Origin of the sequence: Blastococcus sp. TF02-8, assembly GCF_003319175.1 — a bacterium.
Lineage (GTDB): Bacteria > Actinomycetota > Actinomycetes > Mycobacteriales > Geodermatophilaceae > Blastococcus.
The window spans coordinates 133,088-152,608 of the sequence record NZ_QOHK01000008.1 but is presented as its reverse complement, the minus strand read 5'-3'; the positions used below and the strand labels follow the sequence as shown (position 1 = coordinate 152,608).

Here is a 19,521-nt window from a genome sequence, read left to right as displayed (position 1 = left end):
CCGAGACCGCGCCCCGGCGCCAACGGCCTCGGGGCACGGTCCCGGTCACTCCAGCTCGGTGCAGGCGGGGACCGTGTACTCCTTGACCCGGCCGCCGCAGGTGCTCGCGTACTCCTCGTACGCCGAGAGCGGCGGCGACTCGTACAGCAGGTCGTCGCAGGCCTGGTACTCGCCCTCGAAGCAGCTCTGGGCGTACTCGTCGAGCACCTCGTCCGGGCCGAGGTCCTCGGGCTCCACGGGCGGGAACTGCTCAACGTCGCCGCCGGGGGCGCCGGCGTACCAGCCGTACTCCTCGGACGTGATGCCGTCCTCGTACAGCTCCATCTCCTCCTCGGCGGCCTCCACCATGCCGTCGCGGACGCCCTCGGAGATGGCCGGGCCGAACTCCTCGGCCATGCCGCGGCCGATGTCCTCCGCGGTACCGGAGAAGACGGCGGTCACGAGCAACGTGGCACCGACCGCACCCGCCGCCAGACCGGCCAGCCCGACACCGACCAGCGCCCAGCGTCCCCGGGCCGCCGACCTGCCGGGGGATGCGGCGGCCGGAGCACCGCCGGCCACGGGGGACACCGGGACGACGCCCGGGGCGGGCTGCGGCCAGGTGGGCGTGGTCGCGGCCCAGTCGGGCTGGGGGGCCGGGGCCGGCCACTCGGGCTGGGCGGCCGGGGCCGGCCACGGCGCACCGGGGGCGGGCCAGCCGGGGGCGGACTGCCCGTCGGGCGCCGTCGGAACGTCGGACGTCGTCGGACCGTCGGGCGCGGGGTCCGGGGACTGCGGCGGCTGGGACATGTGCCCTCCTCGGGGCTCGTGCCCCGAGGAGGGCACATGTGCTGTCGGCCGAACGCCGCTCGTCGCCCTGATCGGCGGCGCACACCCGGGGCGGGACCACCGGCGCTCCCACGGGGATCTAGGGTCCCGTGCGGAGCACTGTCACCATCCACACCACCGGGAGCGCACCGTGGCCACCGAGACGGACTACCGCGTCGAGCACGACTCCATGGGAGAGGTCCGCGTCCCCTCCTGGGCGAAGTGGCGGGCGCAGACCCAGCGCGCCGTCGAAAACTTCCCGATCTCCGGAACCCCGATCGAGCGCGAGCTCATCGCCGCCCTCGCCTCCATCAAGGGTGCCGCGGCCACGGTCAACGCCTCCCTCGGCGTGCTGCCGCAGGAGACCGCCGACGCGATCGTCGCCGCCGCCGCGCAGGTGACCGACGGGAAGTGGGACGAGCACTTCCCGATCGACGTCTTCCAGACCGGCTCGGGCACGTCGAGCAACATGAACACCAACGAGGTCATCGCGACCCTGGCCACCGAGGCCCTGGGCTCGCCGGTGCACCCGAACGACCACGTGAACGCCTCGCAGTCGTCCAACGACGTCTTCCCCTCGGCGATCCACGTGGCAGCCACCCGGGCGATCGTGCGCGACCTCGTCCCGGCGCTGCGGCACCTGGAGGCCTCGCTGCAGCGCAAGGCCACCGAGTACGCCGAGGTCGTGAAGAGCGGTCGCACCCACCTCATGGACGCCACCCCGGTCACCCTGGGCCAGGAGTTCGGTGGGTACGCCGCCGCCGTCCGCTACGGCGTCGAGCGGCTGGAGGCCTCGCTCCCCCGCATCGGCGAGCTGCCGCTGGGCGGCACCGCCGTCGGCACCGGCATCAACACCCCGCCCGGGTTCGCCGCCGCCATCATCGAGAAGCTCGCCGCCGACCTCGACCTGCCGCTGACCGAGGCGCGCGACCACTTCGAGGCGCAGAGCTCCCGCGACGCGCTCGTCGAGGGCTCCGGCCAGCTCAAGACCATCGCCGTCGGCCTGATCAAGATCGCCAACGACCTCCGGTGGATGGGCTCCGGCCCGCGCACCGGCCTCGGCGAGATCCAGCTGCCCGACCTCCAGCCGGGCAGCTCGATCATGCCCGGCAAGGTGAACCCGGTGATCCCCGAGGCCGTGATCCAGGTCGGCGCCCAGGTGATCGGCAACGACGCCGCCGTCACCTACGCCGGCACGACCGGCGTCTTCGAGCTCAACGTGACCCTGCCGCTGATGGCCCGCAACGTGCTGGAGTCCATCCGCCTGCTGGCCAACGTCAGCCGGCTGCTGGCCGACCGCTGCGTCGACGGCATCGTGGCCAACGTCGAGCAGTGCCGCACCTACGCCGAGTCCTCGCCGTCGATCGTCACGCCGCTGAACAAGTACATCGGCTACGAGGAGGCCGCGATCGTGGCCAAGCAGTCCCTCAAGGAGCAGAAGACGATCCGCGAGGTCGTCGTGGAGCGCGGCTACGTCGAGCAGGGCAAGCTCACCGAGCAGCAGCTGGACGAGGCGCTCGACGTCCTCTCCATGACCCACCCCTGACCCGCCGGCGGGAGGGGACACGAATCGGTCTCCTCCCGCCTGCCCCGGGCGCGCTGGAGCCGCGGACGGGCCCGAAGGGGTCTAGCGTCGGGGGCGATGAGCGAGACAGACCGCGCCGCCGCCGTCGGCTCCGCCGACGTGGCCCTGCGCTACCCCGGTGGAGAACTGCCCCTTCCCCTTAAGCCCGGGACGGAGGGATCCGACGGGCTCGACACCAGCAAGCTGCTGGCCACGACCGGCAAGGTCGCCCTGGACATCGGCTTCGTCAACACCGCCTCGTGCACCTCGGCGATCACCTACATCGACGGTGACGCCGGCATCCTGCGCTACCGCGGCTACCCGATCGACCAGCTGGCCGAGAAGTCGAGCTTCCTGGAGGTCACCTACCTCCTGATCCACGGCGAGCTGCCCACCGCCGACGAGCTCGCCGACTTCGACGGCAAGGTCCGCCGGCACACGCTCCTGCACGAGGACCTCAAGCAGTTCTTCAACGGGTTCCCCCGGGACGCGCACCCGATGCCGGTGCTGTCCTCGGCGGTCAGCGCCCTGTCGACCTTCTACCAGGACTCGCTGGACCCCTTCGACGAGGCGCAGGTGGAGATGTCCACCCTGCGGCTGCTGGCGAAGGTCCCCACCATCGCGGCCTACGCCTACAAGAAGTCCGTCGGCCAGCCCTTCCTCTACCCGGACAACTCCTACGGCCTGGTGGAGAACTTCCTCCGCATGACCTTCGGCTTCCCCGCCGAGCCGTACGACCTGGACCCGGACCTGGTCAAGGCGCTGGACATGCTGTTCGTCCTGCACGCCGACCACGAGCAGAACTGCTCGACGTCGACCGTGCGCCTGGTCGGCTCGTCCCACGCCAACCTCTTCGCCTCCGTCTCCGCCGGCATCAACGCCCTGTTCGGCCCGCTGCACGGTGGGGCCAACCAGTCGGTGCTGGAGATGCTCGAGTCGATCCAGCGCGAGGGCGGGGACATCCCGTCGTTCGTGAACCGGGTGAAGAACAAGGAGCCCGGCGTCAAGCTGATGGGCTTCGGGCACCGGGTCTACAAGAACTACGACCCGCGCGCGGCGATCGTGAAGAAGACCGCCGACACGGTGCTGAACAAGCTGGGCGGGAACAACGAGCTCCTCGACCTCGCCCGTCAGCTCGAGGAGGTCGCCCTGGAGGACGACTACTTCGTGGAGCGCAAGCTCTATCCGAACGTCGACTTCTACACCGGGCTGATCTACCGGGCGATGGGTTTCCCGACCCGCATGTTCACCGTGCTGTTCGCCCTCGGCCGGCTGCCCGGCTGGATCGCCCAGTGGCGCGAGATGATCGCCGACCCGACGACGAAGATCGGCCGGCCCCGGCAGATCTACACCGGCGAGACCGAGCGCGCCTACGTGCCGATCGGCAGCCGGTAACCGACACCGGCACACGGGCCGGGTGACCCTGCGGGGTCACCCGGCCCGTTGCGTCTCCGGCCGGGGTCCCTACGGTGGGTGCGCCACCGCACGCGAGAGGACCCACGCATGGCCGAGCTCCCCGACGAGGACGTCCTCGTCCTGCCGCCCATGCCCCTGGCCACCGGCCGGCTGCTCGAGCCCGAGGACGACGGCCCTCCCGTGCGCATCACCAAGCTCGAGTTCGTGATCTCCACCGAGGACGGCGGCGAGCTGCGGATCCCCCTGGTCCACCGGCACGGCGCCTGGTGGGCGCCCTGAGCCGACTGCTGCGGCAGCGGTTCACCCGGACGAGGCCCTCCCCCCTTCCGGCGAATTCTTCAAGCACCTCGCGCGGCGTGTCGATGGATGTGCAGGAGCTCCTGACCTCAGGAGCCACATCCGTACCGACGACGCCCGGGAGACGCCGCAGTGCCTGCACCGCGTACGCCTGCTCGCGCGTCGACCCCTCGCTCGGCCACGTCGGGCCGGACCCGGTCCACGACCCGCACGTCCACCTCGCCGCGCACCCGCACCTCCGGTGCCCCCCGCCGCGACGGCCGCCCGCCCCTGACCCCGGCGGAGGCCGCCGCTCTTCGTGAGGCCCTCGCGCTGCGCGAGGCCCAGGCCCGGCGCGAGCTGGAGGCCCGCCGCGAGGCCATGGTGCTGCGCCAGGCCGCCGCCGCTCGCCCCGGCGTGACCCCCGAACAGCTGGCGGCCGCTCGTGCCGCCGTCGCCGCCCGCCGTCCCACGGCGAAGCGTCCCGCCACGCGTGGCGCGCGACGCCCGACCGCCGGACGCACGGCGGTGCGCCGCGCACCCGCCCGCGGTCGACAGACCACCACCCCGACCGAGCGGACCGGTTCGCGCTGGTCCACCCGCATCGGCGTCGTCGCCACCAGCGCCGTCCTGCTCCCCGCGGCCCTCGCGCTCGGGTTGCCCGCGCCCGACCAGCCCGGCGCCGGCACCGACACCACGACCCTGGCGCTGACCGCCCGCAGCTCGCTGCTCGAGCAGGCCGACCACTACCGCCGGCTGGAGCAGACCGCCGATCAGCGTCGCGCCCGGCTGCAGCAGGCGCGGGTGGCCGAGCAGGCTGCCCGCGAGCAGGTCGCCGCCCAGCGGTCGACCGTGGGCTCCAGCGCCGCCGCGCTCTACCGCTCCGAGCCGGTCGACCGCCTGCCCGTGTTCGCCCTGGACGCCGACCGGGCCGAGGCCACCTCCGCCGTGCTGTACCAGCAGGCCGTCGCCGACCGGGCCGGACTCGACCTCGAGGCGACCGTCGTCCGCGCCGAGCGCGCCGCAGCCACGCTCGAGGCCGCCGAGGCGCGGGTCGCCGCGGCCCGCGACGAGCTCGCGGTCGCCGAGTCCCGCGCCGCCGAGGTGCTGTCGACCGTCCGCGACCAGGTCGACGACCTCTCCCCCGCCGTCTCCGGCGTCCTCGCCGGCATCGGCTCGATCCCGGTGGCCGGGCCGCAGCAGGCCCGGAACGACGCCGTCATGCGGCGCTGGCAGGACTACCTCGGCCGGCTGGCCGGGGCCGGCATCGAGCCGCCGTCGGCGGCGTCCGTCGCCGACCCCGCCGCCCTGCCGAGCGGCTTCTCCCCCGCTCTCGACGCCGATGGTCGGCCGGTCCCGGGCGTCGTCTGGGCGGTCATCGGCAGCGAGCCGGTGACCGTGCTGCCCGCGGAGACGGTCGCCGCGGTGAGCAACGCCCTCTCCCAGCTCGGCAAGCCCTTCGTGCCGGGGAGCAGCGGGCCGGACACCTACGACTGCGCCGGCTTCACCGCCGCCTCCTGGCTGATGGGCGGCTACGCGCTCGGACGCGACCCGCAGGGCCAGTGGGCAGCGGGCGCCGCCGTCCCGCTCCGCGACGTGCAGGTCGGTGACCTCGTCTTCTCCCCCGGCGGCACCGACGTCGGCGTGTACCTCGGCGACGGCGACGTCGTCGGTGCCTCCGCGGCGACCTTCCAGGTCGGCGTGCGCCCTCTGGACCCCGGCTCCTCGGCGGTGCGCGTCACCGTCGCGGCCCCGGCCCAGCCGAACGCCCCGCTGCCCGCCCTGGCCGACCGGACCGGCGCCTGCGGCGCGCCCCTGCCCGCCCCCGGCCCGGTGAGCCCGGCCTGGGGTGGCTGGTCCAACGGGCGCATCCCGGTCGTGGCCCTCTGCCGGCTCGGGGTCGACGGGCACGCCCTGCGCTGCGACGCCGCGGCGGCCTACGGTCAGCTGGCCGCGGCCTACACCGCCGAGTTCGGCACGCCGATGTGCATCACCGACTCCTACCGGTCCTTCGGTGCGCAGGTCGCCGCCTACTACCGGAAGCCGACGCTGGCCGCCGTCCCCGGCACCTCGAACCACGGCTGGGCACTGGCCGTCGACCTGTGCGACGGCGTCAACGTGGCGGGAACCCCGCAGTGGAACTGGATGACGGCGAACGCCTCGCGCTTCGGCTTCGTGCAGCCGGACTGGGCCGCGCCCGGCGGCGAGAAGCCCGAGCCCTGGCACTGGGAGTACGGCCGGATCTCCTAGGCCCTCAGAGCCAGGGCAGGTCGACGACCTCGCGCCACGCCATCGTCACGCTGGCCTCACTGGCCTGACCGGCCAGCCGACGGGCCACCCCCGGCGCGGCGCAGACCACCGGCCGCTGCGGGGTCACGACGACGTGCATGTCCGGCGTCGTCAGACCGGCGGTGACGATCCGGTGCAGCATCAGCTCCGGCGCCACCAGCGCCGAGGTCGCCAGCACCGGGACGGTGCGGTGCGACCACAGGGCCAGCGGGCCCTCGACCCGCACGTCGAGCGAGACGTCGTGCGCACGGCCGGTCGCGGCCGACCGGGTGCGGTGCAGCTCCACGGTCCGGGCGGCCGGCGACGGCGCCCAGGGCAGGGCGAGGTCACCGCGGACGACGACCACGGTCCAGCCGACCTCGGTCTCGGTGTCGTCGGCCCAGTCGAGCACGGCGATGCCCCGCCGCGCCGCGGCGTCGTCGGTGACCGGCCGGCGTGCGACCCAGGTCCTGAGGGCCGTGGCGATGCCGGTCGCGGTGCCCGGGACTCCGGCGCGGCTCATGTCGTCGGCGAGATCGACCAGCGGTACCTGCTGGCTGCGCTCGTCCTCCTCGACCCGCAGCACCGTGCCGGCACCGGGGCGGCGCACCAGCGCCAGGTGCAGCCGCGGCGTCGCGAGGCGGGGCAGCAACTCGGAGGCGACGTCGTGCAGATCGCTGACGTCGACCGGGACGGCCCGGAACCGGTGCAGGAGGCCGGACGACGTCCCGAAGATGCTCGATGCCGTCACGGGCGGCCCACCCGGGTCCGCAGGACCTCGCGCACCGCGTCCGGCAGCTCCTCGAGCTCGAGGACGCTGGCCAGCTCGGCCCGGCTGAGCCGGACCGGGAGGACGTCGGCGTCCCAGCCGGTGGCCAGGCGTACGCGGGCCGCCGAGGAGGGCCAGACCGCCTCGCGGGCAGCGGCGACGTGCAGCTCGGTGAGCACGTCCTGGAGGTGGATCGCGCTGACCGGATGCACCTGCGGGTCGGCGAGCGCGGCCTGGACCGCGTCGGCGAGCACTCGGCGGGCGTCGGGGTCCAGCCAGTGCGGGACCAACGTCTGGGCGGCGGGGTCCTTCGCCGGGGGCGGCCTCATCGGGCCCCGCCCCGGTACCACGGTCCGGTCGCCGACGCCGCCTGCGGTGCGGGGCGGCGGGTGCTCGGACGGGGCATCACGCAAGGGATATCGGCAGGCAACGCCCTCCGTGGACCCCTCGACGCGAGCTTTTCCGGAGCCGCCTCCCGGCCGGGCGTGTCCGGGGACGGGCGCACCCGGACGCGCCGGTGGCGTAACCCGCGGCGGACCGGTGCGTTCTCCTCACGAGACCCTCGACCGGGAGGCCACCGTGCGCCGCACCTCCGCACCGCTCGCTGTCACCCTCGCCCTGATCGCAGTGCTCGTCACCGGCGGCACGGCCGTCGCCGGTCCAGGAGCGGTCGACCGACCGCCTGCCGCACGCGACGTCATGTTCGTGGGCAACAACTGGGACGGCACGGCGACGGTGGTCGACGCCCGGACGCACCGCACCGTCCGCACCATCGACACGATCCCCGACCGCGCGCAGCGGATGGCCGAGATCGTCGGCCGGCCGGACAAGCTGGCCTTCTACCTCGCCATCCAGGCGGCGATCGGCGAGGGACGCGCGCAGTACACCGACGACATGTTCACCACGCACGACGGCCGGCTGCTCGCGGTGAGCCGGCCCAGCTTCGCCGACGTCGTCGGCATCGACCTGGCCACCGGGAAGATCCGCTGGCGGTTCCCGATGGAGGGCTACCGCTCCGACCACATGGGGGTCTCCCCCGACGGCTCGCGCCTGCTGGTCAGCGACTCCACCGCCAACAAGGTGCACGAGCTCGACATCCGCACTGGCAGGAAGACCGGCGAGTTCGCCAGCGGGGACACCCCGCACGAGAACAACTACACCGCCGACGGCGAGCGGGTCTTCCACGCGAGCATCGGCCGCGTCTACACACCCACGGACCGCCCGGTCCTCCGGCAGCCCTACGACACCCTCAAGGGCGAGCGGGTGTTCCAGATCGTGCGCACCGACGACATGAGCATCGAGTCGCGGTGGGACATGGGCAAGGAGCTCGAGGAGGCCGGCTACCCGGGCATGGCGTCGGCGGTCCGCCCCATGGCGGTCGCGCCCGACGAGCGCTTCGTCTACCTGCAGGTGTCCTTCTTCCACGGCTGGATCGAGTTCGACACCCAGGCCGCCGACCCCGCGGTCACCTACGAGGGCGAGCCGACCGTCGGCAAGGTGACGCGCGTCGTGGAGCTGCCGAAGCGGACGACGGAACCGCGGGAGCGGTACGTCCTGGACTCGGCTCACCACGGGCTGGCCATCAACCCCGCGGGGACGACGCTCTGTGCCGCCGGGACGATGGACGGGTACGCCGCGGTGATCGACCGCGAGACCGAGGAGTTCGACCTGGTCGAGGTGGGCGACAAGCCGTACTGGTCGACGAACGGCGTGTTCGGCGACGAGTGCTGGGTGTCGGTGAGCGGCCAGGACGAGGTGGTCGTCATCGACTACGCCACGGCCCGGGAGATCGCCCGGATCCCGGTCGGGGACCACCCGCAGCGCGTGCGCGCCGGCGTCGTCGCCGAGCGGATCTTCCGCACCTGGCACTGACGCCCCGGCGGTGATGATGATCAGGTGACCTGATCGTTCGGGGTCCTCCCTCACGGTCGACCACGAGGGAGGACCCCGAACCGTGAGGGAGGACGGCGCCACTCGTCGGGTTCACGCTGCTGCCGAAGCCCCACCCGGCTCGTCGGTCCTGACGATGCGGAAGCGGCGCGGGCCCACGAACGGAGCCGCCACCAACTGGCGGATGCGGGCTGCCGTCGCCGGCCATGGCGCTCCGAGATCCGGGTTCGTGATGCGGACGACTCGCGGGCCGACAGCTCGGAGCCGGTCCTCGCGCCGCTTCTCCTGCCAGAGCACCTCACCGGGTGTGGACGCGTGCCGAGGATCGGTGTACTTCACCTCGCCGTCGAACTCGATGGCGACAGCCGCCTCGTCGTACCAGGCATCGACCCGGCCGATGAACCCCATGTCGTCGTGGATCTCGACCTGCAGCTCCGGTCTCGGCAGGCCGGACGCGAGGAGGGCGAGCCGCCCTCGCGTCTCCAGCGGTGACTCCGCCCGCCCGTCGGCCAGGCCCAGAGCCCGAGCGGCGTGGCCGATGCCGACCCGGTGGCTCCCCTCGAGCACGGCCCGGACCAACTCCCCGCGGTCGACCTTCCCCCCGTGCAACGCCGCGTCCATGGCGATGACGCTGTCGGTCACGGCCCACTCGCGGGCGCAGTCCACCAGGGTTCGCGGCACCGCCGTCGCGGCGAACGCCAGCCACGGCACGACGTCCTCGTCCGGCATCCTCGCCTGTGCGACGCGGTACCCGCGCCCGCGCCGCCACTGGTCCTGCGCGGTGAGGCGGACCTCCGACGAGTGGCGCCACGGGAGCACCAGCTCGTGCATCCGCGCGGCGGAGGCATGGCTCAGCACCGGCCCACGGCCGAGGCTCAGCAGCACGGCGACGCAATCGATGAGGTGCCGCTCGCGGTCGTCCGCCGTCGCGGGCTCGCCCGTCGCGATGTAGACACCCTTGCGCAGCCGCGACCACCGGCGCGTGCGCAGCTCGGTGCGGATGTCCTCGACCAGGTAGCCGGCCGCCAGCGCCTCCTGGCTGGTGAAGACCCCGAGGCGTCGTGCGGCGTGGGAGCTGAGCTGCGGATGCACGTGGGCAGTCTGGCGACGACGGGGCCGACGCCGTGCCGAGTCGGCGCCGGCTGTGGACAACCGGCGTCCTACCTCACCGTTCCGGGTCCTCCCTCGCGGTCGACCACGCGGGAGGACCCGTGATGACCAGGTGACCTGATCATCATCACGAAGCGGTCAGTCGGCGAGTTCGGCCAGGCGGTGCTTGAGGGCCTTCTCCACGCGGTCGGCGTAGACGTTCATGTTCCGCACCGAGGTGTTGAGGTCCTGCGAGAGCTGGGTCTTGGTCTGCCCGCCCCAGGTGGTGAGGTACCAGGTCGCCCAGCCCAGGACGTTGGGCTGGCCGGCGCGCTGGTCCCGCCGCGCCTCCGGGTCGGGAGCGCAGGCCGCGGTGAGCGCGTGCGAGAGCAGGGTCTGCTCCGCCTCGCCCATGATCTCGTCGGGTGCCTCGGAGGAGTCCGGCAGCAGGATCTCGGTCGCGTCGGGCGCGCCGTCCAGCGACTGGAGGTTGCGCAGCCCGTTGAGGGTGGCGACGGTCTGGGAGTTGCGGCGCAGCGTGGCGACGCTCTGACCCATGTAGGCGGCCAGTTCCTTCTCGGTGGGCCGGCGCTGGTGCTCGGCCATGAAGGAGGCGATCGCCTTCTGCTGCTTGTGCTCGGTGTCGGCCGCGGTGCGACCGTGGGCGTTGCGGCCGAGGTCGTGCACCCACTTGGAGAGCTGGGTCGCGAGGAAGGCGCCGAAGGGCACCGACTTCGTCTCGTCGTACTGCGCGACGGCCTTGAGGACCCACTCGTACACCTGCTGCCCCAGGTCGTCGGGGTCGGGCAGGTGCAGCCGGATCGTGCTCATGTTGCGCTGCAGGCGCTTGAGGCTGACCGGGCCGTAGTGCCGGCACAGGTCGGCGAGGAACGCCGGAGGGAGGTCACGGGGCGCACGGCGCCGGACGTCGGTCTCCGCGCGCAGCCCGATGGTGGTGACGCCGGCGCCCGCGCACCAGGCCTTCACCCAGTCGGCGAGCATCGCGGCGCTGCCGCAGCTGCCGTCGACCCGGTAGAGACCGTCGCCCTGGTCGTAGCTGACGGTCACGCCGGCGGGGAGCTCGCTGCGGAACTCCTCCAGGGGCAGCTCCTGGTCGGTGCGGAAGTGCACCCGGTCCCGGGGGGTGATGGGCGCCAGCGCCCACCCCTCGGCCTCGGGGATGCCGCCGAACACCAGGGGCTGGCGGAGGCGGCTGCGGTCGTCGGTCGTCGGGGTCATCGACGGGTTGCGCTCGGACATCGGTACTCCTGGGCACTACGGGGAAGAAGGGGTCGCCGGTGGACCGGCGGCCCGGTACTGCGGAGGAGGCCGTCAGGCCGGGATGCGCTCGCCGGGTCCGGGGAGCCGGGGCGCGGGGACCGGGGAGGACACCGGGTGGGTGTCGCCCAGGTCGGCGGCCAGGTCGGCGGCACGGTCGCCCACGCGGGCGGTGCCGTCGGCGAGGCGGTCGAAGAGGGCCGTGGCCGCGGCGCGCTCGGCGGCGCTGGGCTCGGCGGTGTAGACCGGCATGTGGTCGTAGAGCGAGGTGAAGATCGCCGACACGAGGGCGTACGCCGCCTGCGCCTGGGGCGAGAACTTCGCGATCGCGGTGCGCGGGCCGAGGTCGATGCCGACGGTCACGCGGACGACGCGGTCGTCCTTGCTCAGGCCGGTGACGGTGACGACGACGTCCTCGTGCTCAGCGGCCAGCGTCGCCAGCGCCGCCAGGCACTTGCGGGTGGCGCCGCGGCGCGGCCGCAGCTGCACGTGGACCACCACGGACTCCGAGTCGCCGGTCTGCTCGCCGGCCACCGACGTAGTAAATGCGTTGCGTGCCATCTTGATCGCCCCCTGTCACTTGCTTGGGGAGAAATCTGCCGCATGAACGCACCGAACACGGCACACAACTCGCTGTGTCCAACGCAGTTGTCAGGCCGAAGCTTCGGCAATAGTTGCCCGTGTCGCGCCCCTGTCGGCGCCCGAGCACGTCAACTTGGCACGGCTTGACCAGGGGTGACCCCCGGTTGACGTGCAGTTCTGTCAGTCGACGCGGGCCGGCTCCGTCCCGGGGGTGTCGTCGGCGGCCGCCGGGGCGGTGTCGACGCCCTCGTCGGACCCCTCGCCGGACGTCACCGGCGCGAACGCGGCGAGGGCACCCAGCGTGTCCGCCGTGACCTGCGCGGCCAGCAGGTTGGCCTCGGCGATCTGCCGGTAGACCTCCTCGCGGTGGATCGCGACCTCGCGAGGAGCCTTGAAGCCGAGCCGCACGGTGCCGCCGCGGACCTCGACGACGTGGACCTCGATGTCGTCGCCGATGCGGATGGTCTCGCCGACGCTGCGGGTGAGAGTGAGCATGGGTACCCCTCCATGGGTGATGTGGTGGCCGTCCGTGGCGTGGCCCGCCGGGCGGGCAGGGATGCGCGCGTCGCGCGAACCCCTCAGAGGTTATCGGCGGAGGCGCCGCCGAAGGGGAAGCGATCCGTCGGTCAGGACCACCTGGCGCGCCCGGTGCGTCGAGGGGGCGACGACGACGGGAGCGCGCAGGTTGGCCGTGGCCTCGGCGGGGACCCCGTCGGGCACGCTGACCAGGCAGAACACGCGGGCCTCGGCCGGATCGGCCAGGCCCAGCTCGTCCCGGACCGCGACCGGGATCGCCGGTGCGTAGTCCGGGAAGAACTCCCGGGCGGGTACCGCGAGGAACCGCGGGCCGTCCGGGGCGACCGACTGCAGCCAGAACAGCAGGCCGGCCGTGTCCCCGGCGATCAGGACGTAGTCCCGGTACGCGGGGAAGCCCGGCATCGGCTCGGCGAACGACAGCACCTGCACCGGGGGCGGAGTGGGTGCGGTCGCCGGCGCCGGGCCGGGACCTGCAGCGGTGGCCGGCGCGCGCGTGGGGGCGGGCGCGCCGACCACCGCCGCAGCGCGCGGGGTCACGAGAGCGGTCCGGAGGAGCGGACCGGGGTTCTGGTGGTCATCAGCGCAGGTAGTCCAGCAGCGTGGGCGTGATCGCCTTCGCGGTCGCGGACAGGGCCGCCTCGTAGGCGGTCTGCTGCATCTGGAGCTTCATGATCGTGTTCGGCAGGTCGATGTTCTCGACGTCGGCCAGGCGCGAGTCCAGGGAGATGCCCAGGTCGGTGTTGATCTGCGCCTCGCGGTCCATGCGGGCCGAGCGCGCACCGACGTCGGCGACCGACGCCTGCATCGTCTTCATGATGCCGTCGAGATCGGCGAGGTCCTGCTCGAGCGCGGCCGGGTCCGCCGTCAGGTTCCCGGCGATGCGGTCCACGATGGCGAACAGGTCGGTACCGCCGGAGCCGAACGCCTCCGGACCGCTGATGTCGACGCGGATCTCCTCCGTGCTGGACACCCGCCGCGACACCTCCGTGCCCGCGACACCGATGAAGGCACCCGTGTCGGGGTCGTAGGCGGTCTGGCCCATGCTGATGCCGCCGAACATCGGGCGGCCGGCGATCGTGGTGTTGGCCAGCCCGAGCAGGCTCTCGCGCAGGCTCGCCGTCTCCGTCGCCAGGGCCTGCCGGCTGGAGTCCGACATCGCCCCGCTGTTGGAACCCTGCACGGTGAGGTCGCGGACCTTGCGGGTCACGTCGAGCATCTGCCGCAGGGTGGAGTCGGTCTGGTTGAGCCAGCTCTGCCCGTCGGAGATGTTGCGGGCGTACTGCGCGGTCGCGTCCTGGTCCGCCCGCGTCTGCATGGCGCGGTTGGTGCCGGTCGGCGAGTCCGACGGCGCGTTGAGCATGCGCCCGGAGGTGAGCTGCTCCTGGAGGTTGCCCAGGGAGGTCAGGTTGCGGTTGAGCCCCTGCAGGCTGGTCTGCGCGACGGCGCGCTGGGTGATCCTCATTCAGATCAGCGCCCCACCAGGCCGGTGCGGTTGATCAGCACGTCGAGCGCCTCGTCGAGCGCGGTGACCATGCGGCCCGCGGCCGCATAGGCCTGCTGGTACGAGAGCATGTTGGTGAGCTCCTCGTCGAGGTTGACGCCGGCGACGGACTCGCGGGCGGCGTCGACCGTGGTGGTGATGCTGGTCTGGATGTCGAGGTTGCGCTGGGACACCGCGGACTGGACACCGAGCTCGATGATCATCTTGCGGTAGCCGGTGTCGATCCCCGTGGGCGCGTTGGCCAGCTGGGCGATCCGGTCGGCGTTCTTGCGGTCCAGGTTCGGCGTGCCGGGCCCGACACCGGAGGCGGCGAGCCGGTTCACGTCGGTGATCATGACCGCGATGTTGCTCGCGGTGACCGGGCTGCCGTCGGCGGTGCCGAGCAGCGGTCCACCGGCGGTGCCGGTGAGGTCGTAGCCCTGCGCGTGGGCGTCGTTCAGGGTGTCCGCCAGGTTCGCGGCCATCGAGTCGAGCTGCCCGCGGTAGCTCGGCAGGATGCCGTTGAGCGTGTTCAGCTGCCCGGCCGCCGTGCCACCGACGCGCACGCTGAAGTCGCCGACCGCGGTGATGATGCGCAGCGGGTCGCCCGCCGTCGCGCCCGGGTCGTTGGTGCCGGCCAGGGCGAACTTCGTCGCGGAGCCGCCGGAGACCAGGCTCATGCCGCCGACGACGACGTCGAGGACGCCGTCCTTGCCGTGCCGGACCGTCGCACCCATCTGGTCGGCGAGCTTCATGATCAGCGTGTCGCGCTGGTCGGCGAGGTCGTTGGAGGGCAGGCCGCTCTGCGTGGCCCGCTGGATGGCGGTGTTCAGGTCGGCGATGTTCGCCGCGGCGGCGTTGACGTCGTCCACCAGGACCGAGAGGTTCTCCCGGGTCTGGTCCCACTGCCCGGTCAACTGCTCCTGGGCGAAGTGCATGCCACCGACGAGCGTCTCCAGGCGCTTGAGGACCTGGCCGCGAGCGGCCGGCTCGGAGGGGTTGTTCGCGACGTCCTGCCAGCCGCTCCACATCTCCGACAGCATCTTCTGGATGCCGGTGCTCCCCGGCTCGCGGAAGGCCTGCTCGACCAGTTCGTAGGCGTCGGTCTCGGCGGTGAGCTGGGCGCTGTTGGCGTGCTCGGTGTGCCCGCGGCCCTCGAGGAAGGCGTCGCGGATGCGCATCACGTCGTCGGCGTTGACGCCCTGGCCGATGCCGGAGGTCGTCGAGAAGAACGCCGGGGTCGTGCTGCCGCCGATGGCGGTCATGTCGACCCGCTGCCGCGAGTAGCCGTCGGTGTTGACGTTGGCGATGTTCTGACCGGTGACGTCGAGGCCGCGCCGGTTGGCCCACAGGGCGGTGGTGGCGGCGTTCAGACCGGAGAAGGTGCTCACAGGGCTCCGTCCAGGGTGACCGCGCGGTGGCTGCCGTCGGAGTGGCGGCCGCTCGCGCCGTAGGTGCCGGCCGAGGGGGTGCGCACCTGCAGCAGGGCGTCACCGATGGCCGACAGGCCACCCTCGATCAGCTCGCGGTTGGCGTCGGAGAGGCTGCGCAGCTCGGTCACCAGGACCAGCAGTGCCTCGTGGTGCTTGGCGTAGAGGTCGTTCCAGGGGGCCGGGGCCACCTCCGCGACCTGGCGGAGCGAGGGGTTCGTGCCGATCCCCAGGTGCTGGGCCACCATCTCCGTGGCGGCCGCGCGCTCCACCTCGAGGGTGCGCAGCTGGTCGAGGACGACCTCGATCTCGTGCGCGATCCGCTGCAGCCAACGGGTCTTGCCCGTGAGGATCAGGTACTGCTTCTCCTCCGCCTTGAACAGCAGCAGGTCGAGGAGCTCCTGCTCCCTCCACAGCAACGTCGACAGGTGCTGGTAGTCCACGTGTCCACCGCCTTCCGTCGTCCCGCTCGTCATCGCACAGGTTCATCGCACGCGGTGGGCCGGGCCCGGGGGCCAGGGCGCAACCGCTGTCAGGGCAGGCATCGGCACCCGTTCGGAGGAGGTCAAGCCGAAGCGCCCAAGTGGCGCTCAAGTTCGCCGGGATTTGTGCCGAGGGGTGGTGCCGACCGCCTCCCGGTCCGCCGAGAAGAGGGACGTGACCCCAGTCCGTGCCCTCGTCTCCGAGCGGTCCCCGCGCGATCGCTCCGCACACGATCGGCCCTCGCGCGAGCGCGCCTCGAACGGCCGGGTGCCGAACCCGGTCAAGGGACGGTCCCCGAAGGAGGTGGACGCGCTGGTGACCGAGCACCTGCCGCTCGCCGCCTTCGCCGTCAACGCGGTCGCCTCCCGCATCTCGCTGCCGAGCCACGTCAGCCGTGAGGACCTCCTCTCCTGCGCCCACGTCGCGCTGGTCGAGGTGGCCAAGCGGTTCGACCCGAGCGCCGGCGCCTCCTTCGCCACGTACGCCCTGGCCCGCCTCCAGGGCGCGGTCCTCGACGAGCTGCGCTCCGGCGACTGGGCCAGCCGGTCGGTGCGCGCGGCCGCCCGCCGGACCGACGCCGCGGCCGACGCACTGACCATCAGCCTCGGCCGCCCGCCGACGCGCGAGGAGCTGGCGCAGAGCCTCGGCATGGCCCGCAGCGAGCTGGACCACCTGCAGGTCGACGTGCACCGCGCGGTCATGGTCAGCATCGACGCCGAGTCGGGTCCGGACGGCACGACGCTGGACCTGCCCGACACGGGCGAGTCGCCGGAGCGGGCGGTGATGCGCGGCGAGCGCGCCCGCCACCTGCACGAGGCGATCCGCGCACTCCCCGACCGGCTGGACGAGGTCATCGAGCGCAATTTCTTCGGTGATGAATCCCTGACCGACATCGCGGAAGACCTCGGGGTCACCCTTTCCCGGGTCTCGCAGATGCGCGCACGCGCCCTCACCCTCCTGCACGCCGCCATGGGCGAGATCTGGGACGGCACGCCGGTCCCGGCCACCGGAGGGGTCCGCGCGCGCAACCAGCAGCGCACCTACCTGGAGCGCCTCACCGGCCGCCCGTCGGCCGCCGCGGCACCGACCCCGGTGGCGCCGGTCGTGCCGCACCCCCGCCCCCGGTGGGTCACCCCCGACGCCGGCGTCTCGCGGCGCCCCGCCTGACCCCCGATCCCCGCACCGGCGCACGGGTCAGCGCGCCGGAACCAGAGAGGTCCCGTTCCATGAAGGTGCTCGTCATGCACGCCGGGCAGGACGCCCAGGACTACTACCGCGTCCGCGAACCGATCCGCGCGATCCGCGAGGGCGGGTTCGACGTCGAGATCGAGACGGTCCGCGGCATCGCCACCACCGTCCGCCCGTCGGCGACGGGCGGTGAGGGCGACGTGGTCGCCGCCGACGCGCGCGGTGCCGACGTCGTCGTCCTCCAGCTGCCGAAGACGGTCGCGATGCTGCAGACCATCCGCGTGCTCCAGGACGACGGCGTGGCCGTCGTCGTGGAGATGGACGACCTGCTCTCCGCGGTCCCCTACGGCCACCTGGCGCACGACGCGCTGGTGCGCAAGGGCATGGGGCGCCGCGCCTCCGAGTGCGCACGGGCCGCCGACCTGGTGACGACGACGACGCCGGCGCTGCTCGAGGAGTACGCCCCGCACGGCCGCGGTCACGTCATCGAGAACGCGATCCCCCGCCGCATCGCCGAGCTCCCGCCGGCCTACGACCGCGACCCCGAGGTCGTGACGGTCGGCTGGACCGGCAGCGTGATCACCCACCCCTACGACCTGCAGGAGATGCGGTCGGGCCTGCAGCAGGCCCTCGACGCGACCCGCGGGCGCAGCCGTTTCATGGTCATCGGGCAGAAGCTGAACGCCTGCCAGCTGCTCGGCCTCGGCGAGGAGCCGGAGGAGCTGCCGTGGATGACCGACGTCGACACCTACACCCATGCGGTCGGTGAGCACTTCGACGTCGGCATCGCGCCGCTGCGCATCGACCGGTTCAACACCTGCAAGAGCTGGCTCAAGGCGCTGGAGTACTCCGCCCGCGGCGTGCCCTTCGTCCGCTCCCCCAGCGCCGAGTACGAGCGGCTCGGTCTGGGCTGGCGAGCCAAGTCGCCCAAGGACTGGACCAAGGCCCTCACCAGCACGATCTCCGACCGCGAGCGCCGGACCGAGCAGGCGGTCAGCGCGCGGGAGGCGGTGCTCGCCGGCCACCTCACCGAGCACCGCGCCGAGCGCTGGGTCGCCGCGTGGCGCCAGGCCCTGGACCACCGGGCCCGCGCGCGCCGCAAGTACGCCTGACCTGCGCGAGGACGCCCGATCGGGGGACGTGGTCAATTCGTGACCCGTTCGCCTCAAGTCCGACGGCCTTCGAGCCGTAGTTGTACCTGCACGGCCCGCAGCACGGATGCAGCGGGAACCCCCAGTACGACCCCGTCCAAGGAGGAACACCATGGGTCTGCGCGTCAACAACAACATCGCGGCGCTCAACGCGTACCGCAACCTGTCCGTCACCGACGGCCAGATGAGCAAGTCGCTGGAGAAGCTCTCCTCCGGCTTCCGCATCAACCGCGCTGCCGACGACGCGGCCGGGCTCGCCATCTCGGAGGGCCTGCGTTCGCAGATCGGTGGCCTGAAGGTCGCCGTCCGCAACACCCAGGACGGCATCTCGGTCGTGCAGACCGCTGAAGGTGCGCTCACCGAGACGCACTCGATCCTGCAGCGCATGCGCGACCTGACCGTCCAGGCCAGCAACGACGGTGGTCTCAACGCCGACGCCAAGAAGAACATCCAGTCCGAGATCAGCCAGCTCAAGAACGAGCTGACCCGCATCTCCGACACGACGACCTTCAACGGCACCAAGCTGCTCGACGGCAACTACCAGGGCACGTTCCAGGTGGGCGCCAACGCGGGCGAGACCATCAAGGTCAAGGTCGGCACCGCCATGGGCGCTTCCGGCCTGGGCGTCAACGGCGTGGACGTCACCTCGTCCGCCGCCGGCATCACCGCCACCACCGTGGCTGCGACGTCGGGTTCGGCGTCCAGCTCGGCCGCCACCGTCACCATCGCTTCCGGCACGGCCAACCCGGCCCTGGCGGAGGACTTCTCCAAGCTCAACGGTGCCCTGACGATGGACGGCAAGACCCTCGACCTCTCGTCGGTGGTCTACGGCGACACGGACAACGCCGCGACCCGCCTGGCCACGCTGAACACCGCGCTCGACAACGCGTTCGGTGCCAGCAACATCCAGGCCGCCATCACCGGCGGCAACCTGGTCATCACGGGTGCGAACCCGGGGACCAACGCCACCGCCGACGCCCTGGCGAAGTCGCAGCTCACGTTCACCCAGTCCTCCGGTGCCACCGAGGGTCTGAAGAACATCGACAACGCCATCAAGACGGTGTCGACGATCCGTGCCGACCTGGGTGCTCTGCAGAACCGGTTCGACCACACGATCAACAACCTCAACGTCTCGGTCGAGAACCTGACCGCGTCGGAGAGCCGCATCCGTGACGCCGACATGGCGCAGGAGATGGTCCAGTACACCCGGAACCAGATCCTGACCCAGGCCGGTACCTCGATGCTCGCGCAGGCCAACCAGGCCTCGCAGGGTGTCCTCTCGCTGCTCCGCTGATCCCAGCTGAGTAGCTGAG

Annotated in this window: 18 protein-coding genes and 1 pseudogene; 8 read left to right on the top strand and 11 right to left on the bottom strand. The window is 72.5% G+C overall.

Annotation, left to right across the window (positions count from 1 at the left end):
- Positions 1 to 45: 45 nt before the first annotated feature.
- Positions 46 to 789, bottom strand: a complete 744-nt coding sequence (locus DQ237_RS19970; RefSeq protein ID WP_205730246.1) for a hypothetical protein — start codon at positions 787 to 789, stop codon at positions 46 to 48.
- Positions 790 to 958: 169 nt separating this feature from the next.
- On the opposite strand from DQ237_RS19970, the gene DQ237_RS16055 reads away from it, so the two are divergent.
- From DQ237_RS16055 to DQ237_RS16040, 4 genes are all read left to right on the top strand, one after another.
- On the top strand, positions 959 to 2,353 hold the full coding sequence (locus DQ237_RS16055) for an aspartate ammonia-lyase (RefSeq protein WP_113801121.1): 1,395 nt from the start codon (positions 959 to 961) through the stop codon (positions 2,351 to 2,353).
- Positions 2,354 to 2,449: 96 nt separating this feature from the next.
- Complete coding sequence (locus tag DQ237_RS16050; protein ID WP_113801120.1) at positions 2,450 to 3,766, top strand: citrate synthase; 1,317 nt, start codon at positions 2,450 to 2,452, stop codon at positions 3,764 to 3,766.
- 108 nt (positions 3,767 to 3,874) lie between these two features.
- A complete protein-coding gene (locus tag DQ237_RS16045; RefSeq protein ID WP_113801119.1) occupies positions 3,875 to 4,066 on the top strand; it encodes a hypothetical protein in 192 nt (63 codons plus the stop codon).
- Between the two features lie 150 nt (positions 4,067 to 4,216).
- Complete coding sequence (locus DQ237_RS16040) at positions 4,217 to 6,313, top strand: D-alanyl-D-alanine carboxypeptidase family protein (protein ID WP_240619683.1); 2,097 nt, start codon at positions 4,217 to 4,219, stop codon at positions 6,311 to 6,313.
- A 4-nt stretch (positions 6,314 to 6,317) separates the two neighbouring features.
- Here the strand turns inward: DQ237_RS16040 and DQ237_RS16035 are convergent, their stop codons facing one another.
- Positions 6,318 to 7,082, bottom strand: coding sequence for a hypothetical protein (locus DQ237_RS16035; RefSeq protein WP_113801118.1), 765 nt, complete (start codon positions 7,080 to 7,082; stop codon positions 6,318 to 6,320).
- Entirely contained in the window at positions 7,079 to 7,429 is a 351-nt protein-coding gene (locus DQ237_RS16030) for a hypothetical protein (RefSeq protein ID WP_113801117.1), read from the bottom strand. The genes DQ237_RS16035 and DQ237_RS16030 overlap by 4 nt, the downstream gene beginning before the upstream one ends.
- Positions 7,430 to 7,679: 250 nt before the next feature.
- On the opposite strand from DQ237_RS16030, the gene DQ237_RS16025 reads away from it, so the two are divergent.
- Positions 7,680 to 8,972, top strand: coding sequence for a YncE family protein (locus tag DQ237_RS16025; RefSeq protein WP_166509651.1), 1,293 nt, complete (start codon positions 7,680 to 7,682; stop codon positions 8,970 to 8,972).
- Between the two features lie 111 nt (positions 8,973 to 9,083).
- Here the strand turns inward: DQ237_RS16025 and DQ237_RS16020 are convergent, their stop codons facing one another.
- The 8 genes and pseudogenes from DQ237_RS16020 to DQ237_RS15985 form a co-directional block, all read right to left on the bottom strand.
- Positions 9,084 to 10,082 carry a hypothetical protein gene (locus DQ237_RS16020; RefSeq protein WP_113801116.1) on the bottom strand — a complete coding sequence of 333 codons (999 nt, stop codon included), beginning with the start codon at positions 10,080 to 10,082 and terminating at the stop codon, positions 9,084 to 9,086.
- Between the two features lie 156 nt (positions 10,083 to 10,238).
- Complete coding sequence (locus DQ237_RS16015) at positions 10,239 to 11,339, bottom strand: flagellar biosynthesis protein FliA (RefSeq protein WP_113801115.1); 1,101 nt, start codon at positions 11,337 to 11,339, stop codon at positions 10,239 to 10,241.
- A 72-nt stretch (positions 11,340 to 11,411) separates the two neighbouring features.
- Entirely contained in the window at positions 11,412 to 11,918 is a 507-nt protein-coding gene (locus DQ237_RS16010; RefSeq protein WP_113801114.1) for a hypothetical protein, read from the bottom strand.
- A 363-nt stretch (positions 11,919 to 12,281) separates the two neighbouring features.
- Positions 12,282 to 12,434: pseudogene (gene csrA / locus DQ237_RS20640) on the bottom strand (carbon storage regulator CsrA); the annotation flags it as partial.
- A 90-nt stretch (positions 12,435 to 12,524) separates the two neighbouring features.
- On the bottom strand, positions 12,525 to 13,013 hold the full coding sequence (fliW, locus tag DQ237_RS16000; protein WP_240619682.1) for a flagellar assembly protein FliW: 489 nt from the start codon (positions 13,011 to 13,013) through the stop codon (positions 12,525 to 12,527).
- 40 nt (positions 13,014 to 13,053) lie between these two features.
- Positions 13,054 to 13,938, bottom strand: coding sequence for a flagellar hook-associated protein FlgL (flgL, locus tag DQ237_RS15995; RefSeq protein WP_113801113.1), 885 nt, complete (start codon positions 13,936 to 13,938; stop codon positions 13,054 to 13,056).
- Between the two features lie 5 nt (positions 13,939 to 13,943).
- Complete coding sequence (gene flgK / locus DQ237_RS15990; RefSeq protein ID WP_113801112.1) at positions 13,944 to 15,347, bottom strand: flagellar hook-associated protein FlgK; 1,404 nt, start codon at positions 15,345 to 15,347, stop codon at positions 13,944 to 13,946.
- The gene (locus tag DQ237_RS15985; RefSeq protein ID WP_113801111.1) at positions 15,344 to 15,829 is read right to left on the bottom strand and encodes a flagellar protein FlgN; all 486 of its coding nucleotides are present in this window, start codon (positions 15,827 to 15,829) and stop codon (positions 15,344 to 15,346) included. Before DQ237_RS15985 ends, flgK begins: the two co-directional genes overlap by 4 nt.
- A gap of 343 nt (positions 15,830 to 16,172) precedes the next feature.
- Here DQ237_RS15985 and DQ237_RS15980 point away from each other — a divergent pair, with 343 nt between their 5' ends.
- The 3 genes from DQ237_RS15980 (at position 16,173) to DQ237_RS15970 (ending at position 19,502) form a co-directional block, all read left to right on the top strand.
- Positions 16,173 to 17,036 (top strand): sigma-70 family RNA polymerase sigma factor, encoded by an 864-nt coding sequence (locus DQ237_RS15980; protein ID WP_240619681.1) that lies wholly within the window; start codon positions 16,173 to 16,175, stop codon positions 17,034 to 17,036.
- A 59-nt stretch (positions 17,037 to 17,095) separates the two neighbouring features.
- Positions 17,096 to 18,169: a glycosyltransferase gene (locus DQ237_RS15975; RefSeq protein ID WP_113801110.1), complete on the top strand. Its 1,074-nt coding sequence runs from the start codon at positions 17,096 to 17,098 to the stop codon at positions 18,167 to 18,169.
- Between the two features lie 151 nt (positions 18,170 to 18,320).
- On the top strand, positions 18,321 to 19,502 hold the full coding sequence (locus tag DQ237_RS15970) for a flagellin (protein ID WP_113801109.1): 1,182 nt from the start codon (positions 18,321 to 18,323) through the stop codon (positions 19,500 to 19,502).
- The last annotated feature ends 19 nt before the right edge of the window (positions 19,503 to 19,521 follow it).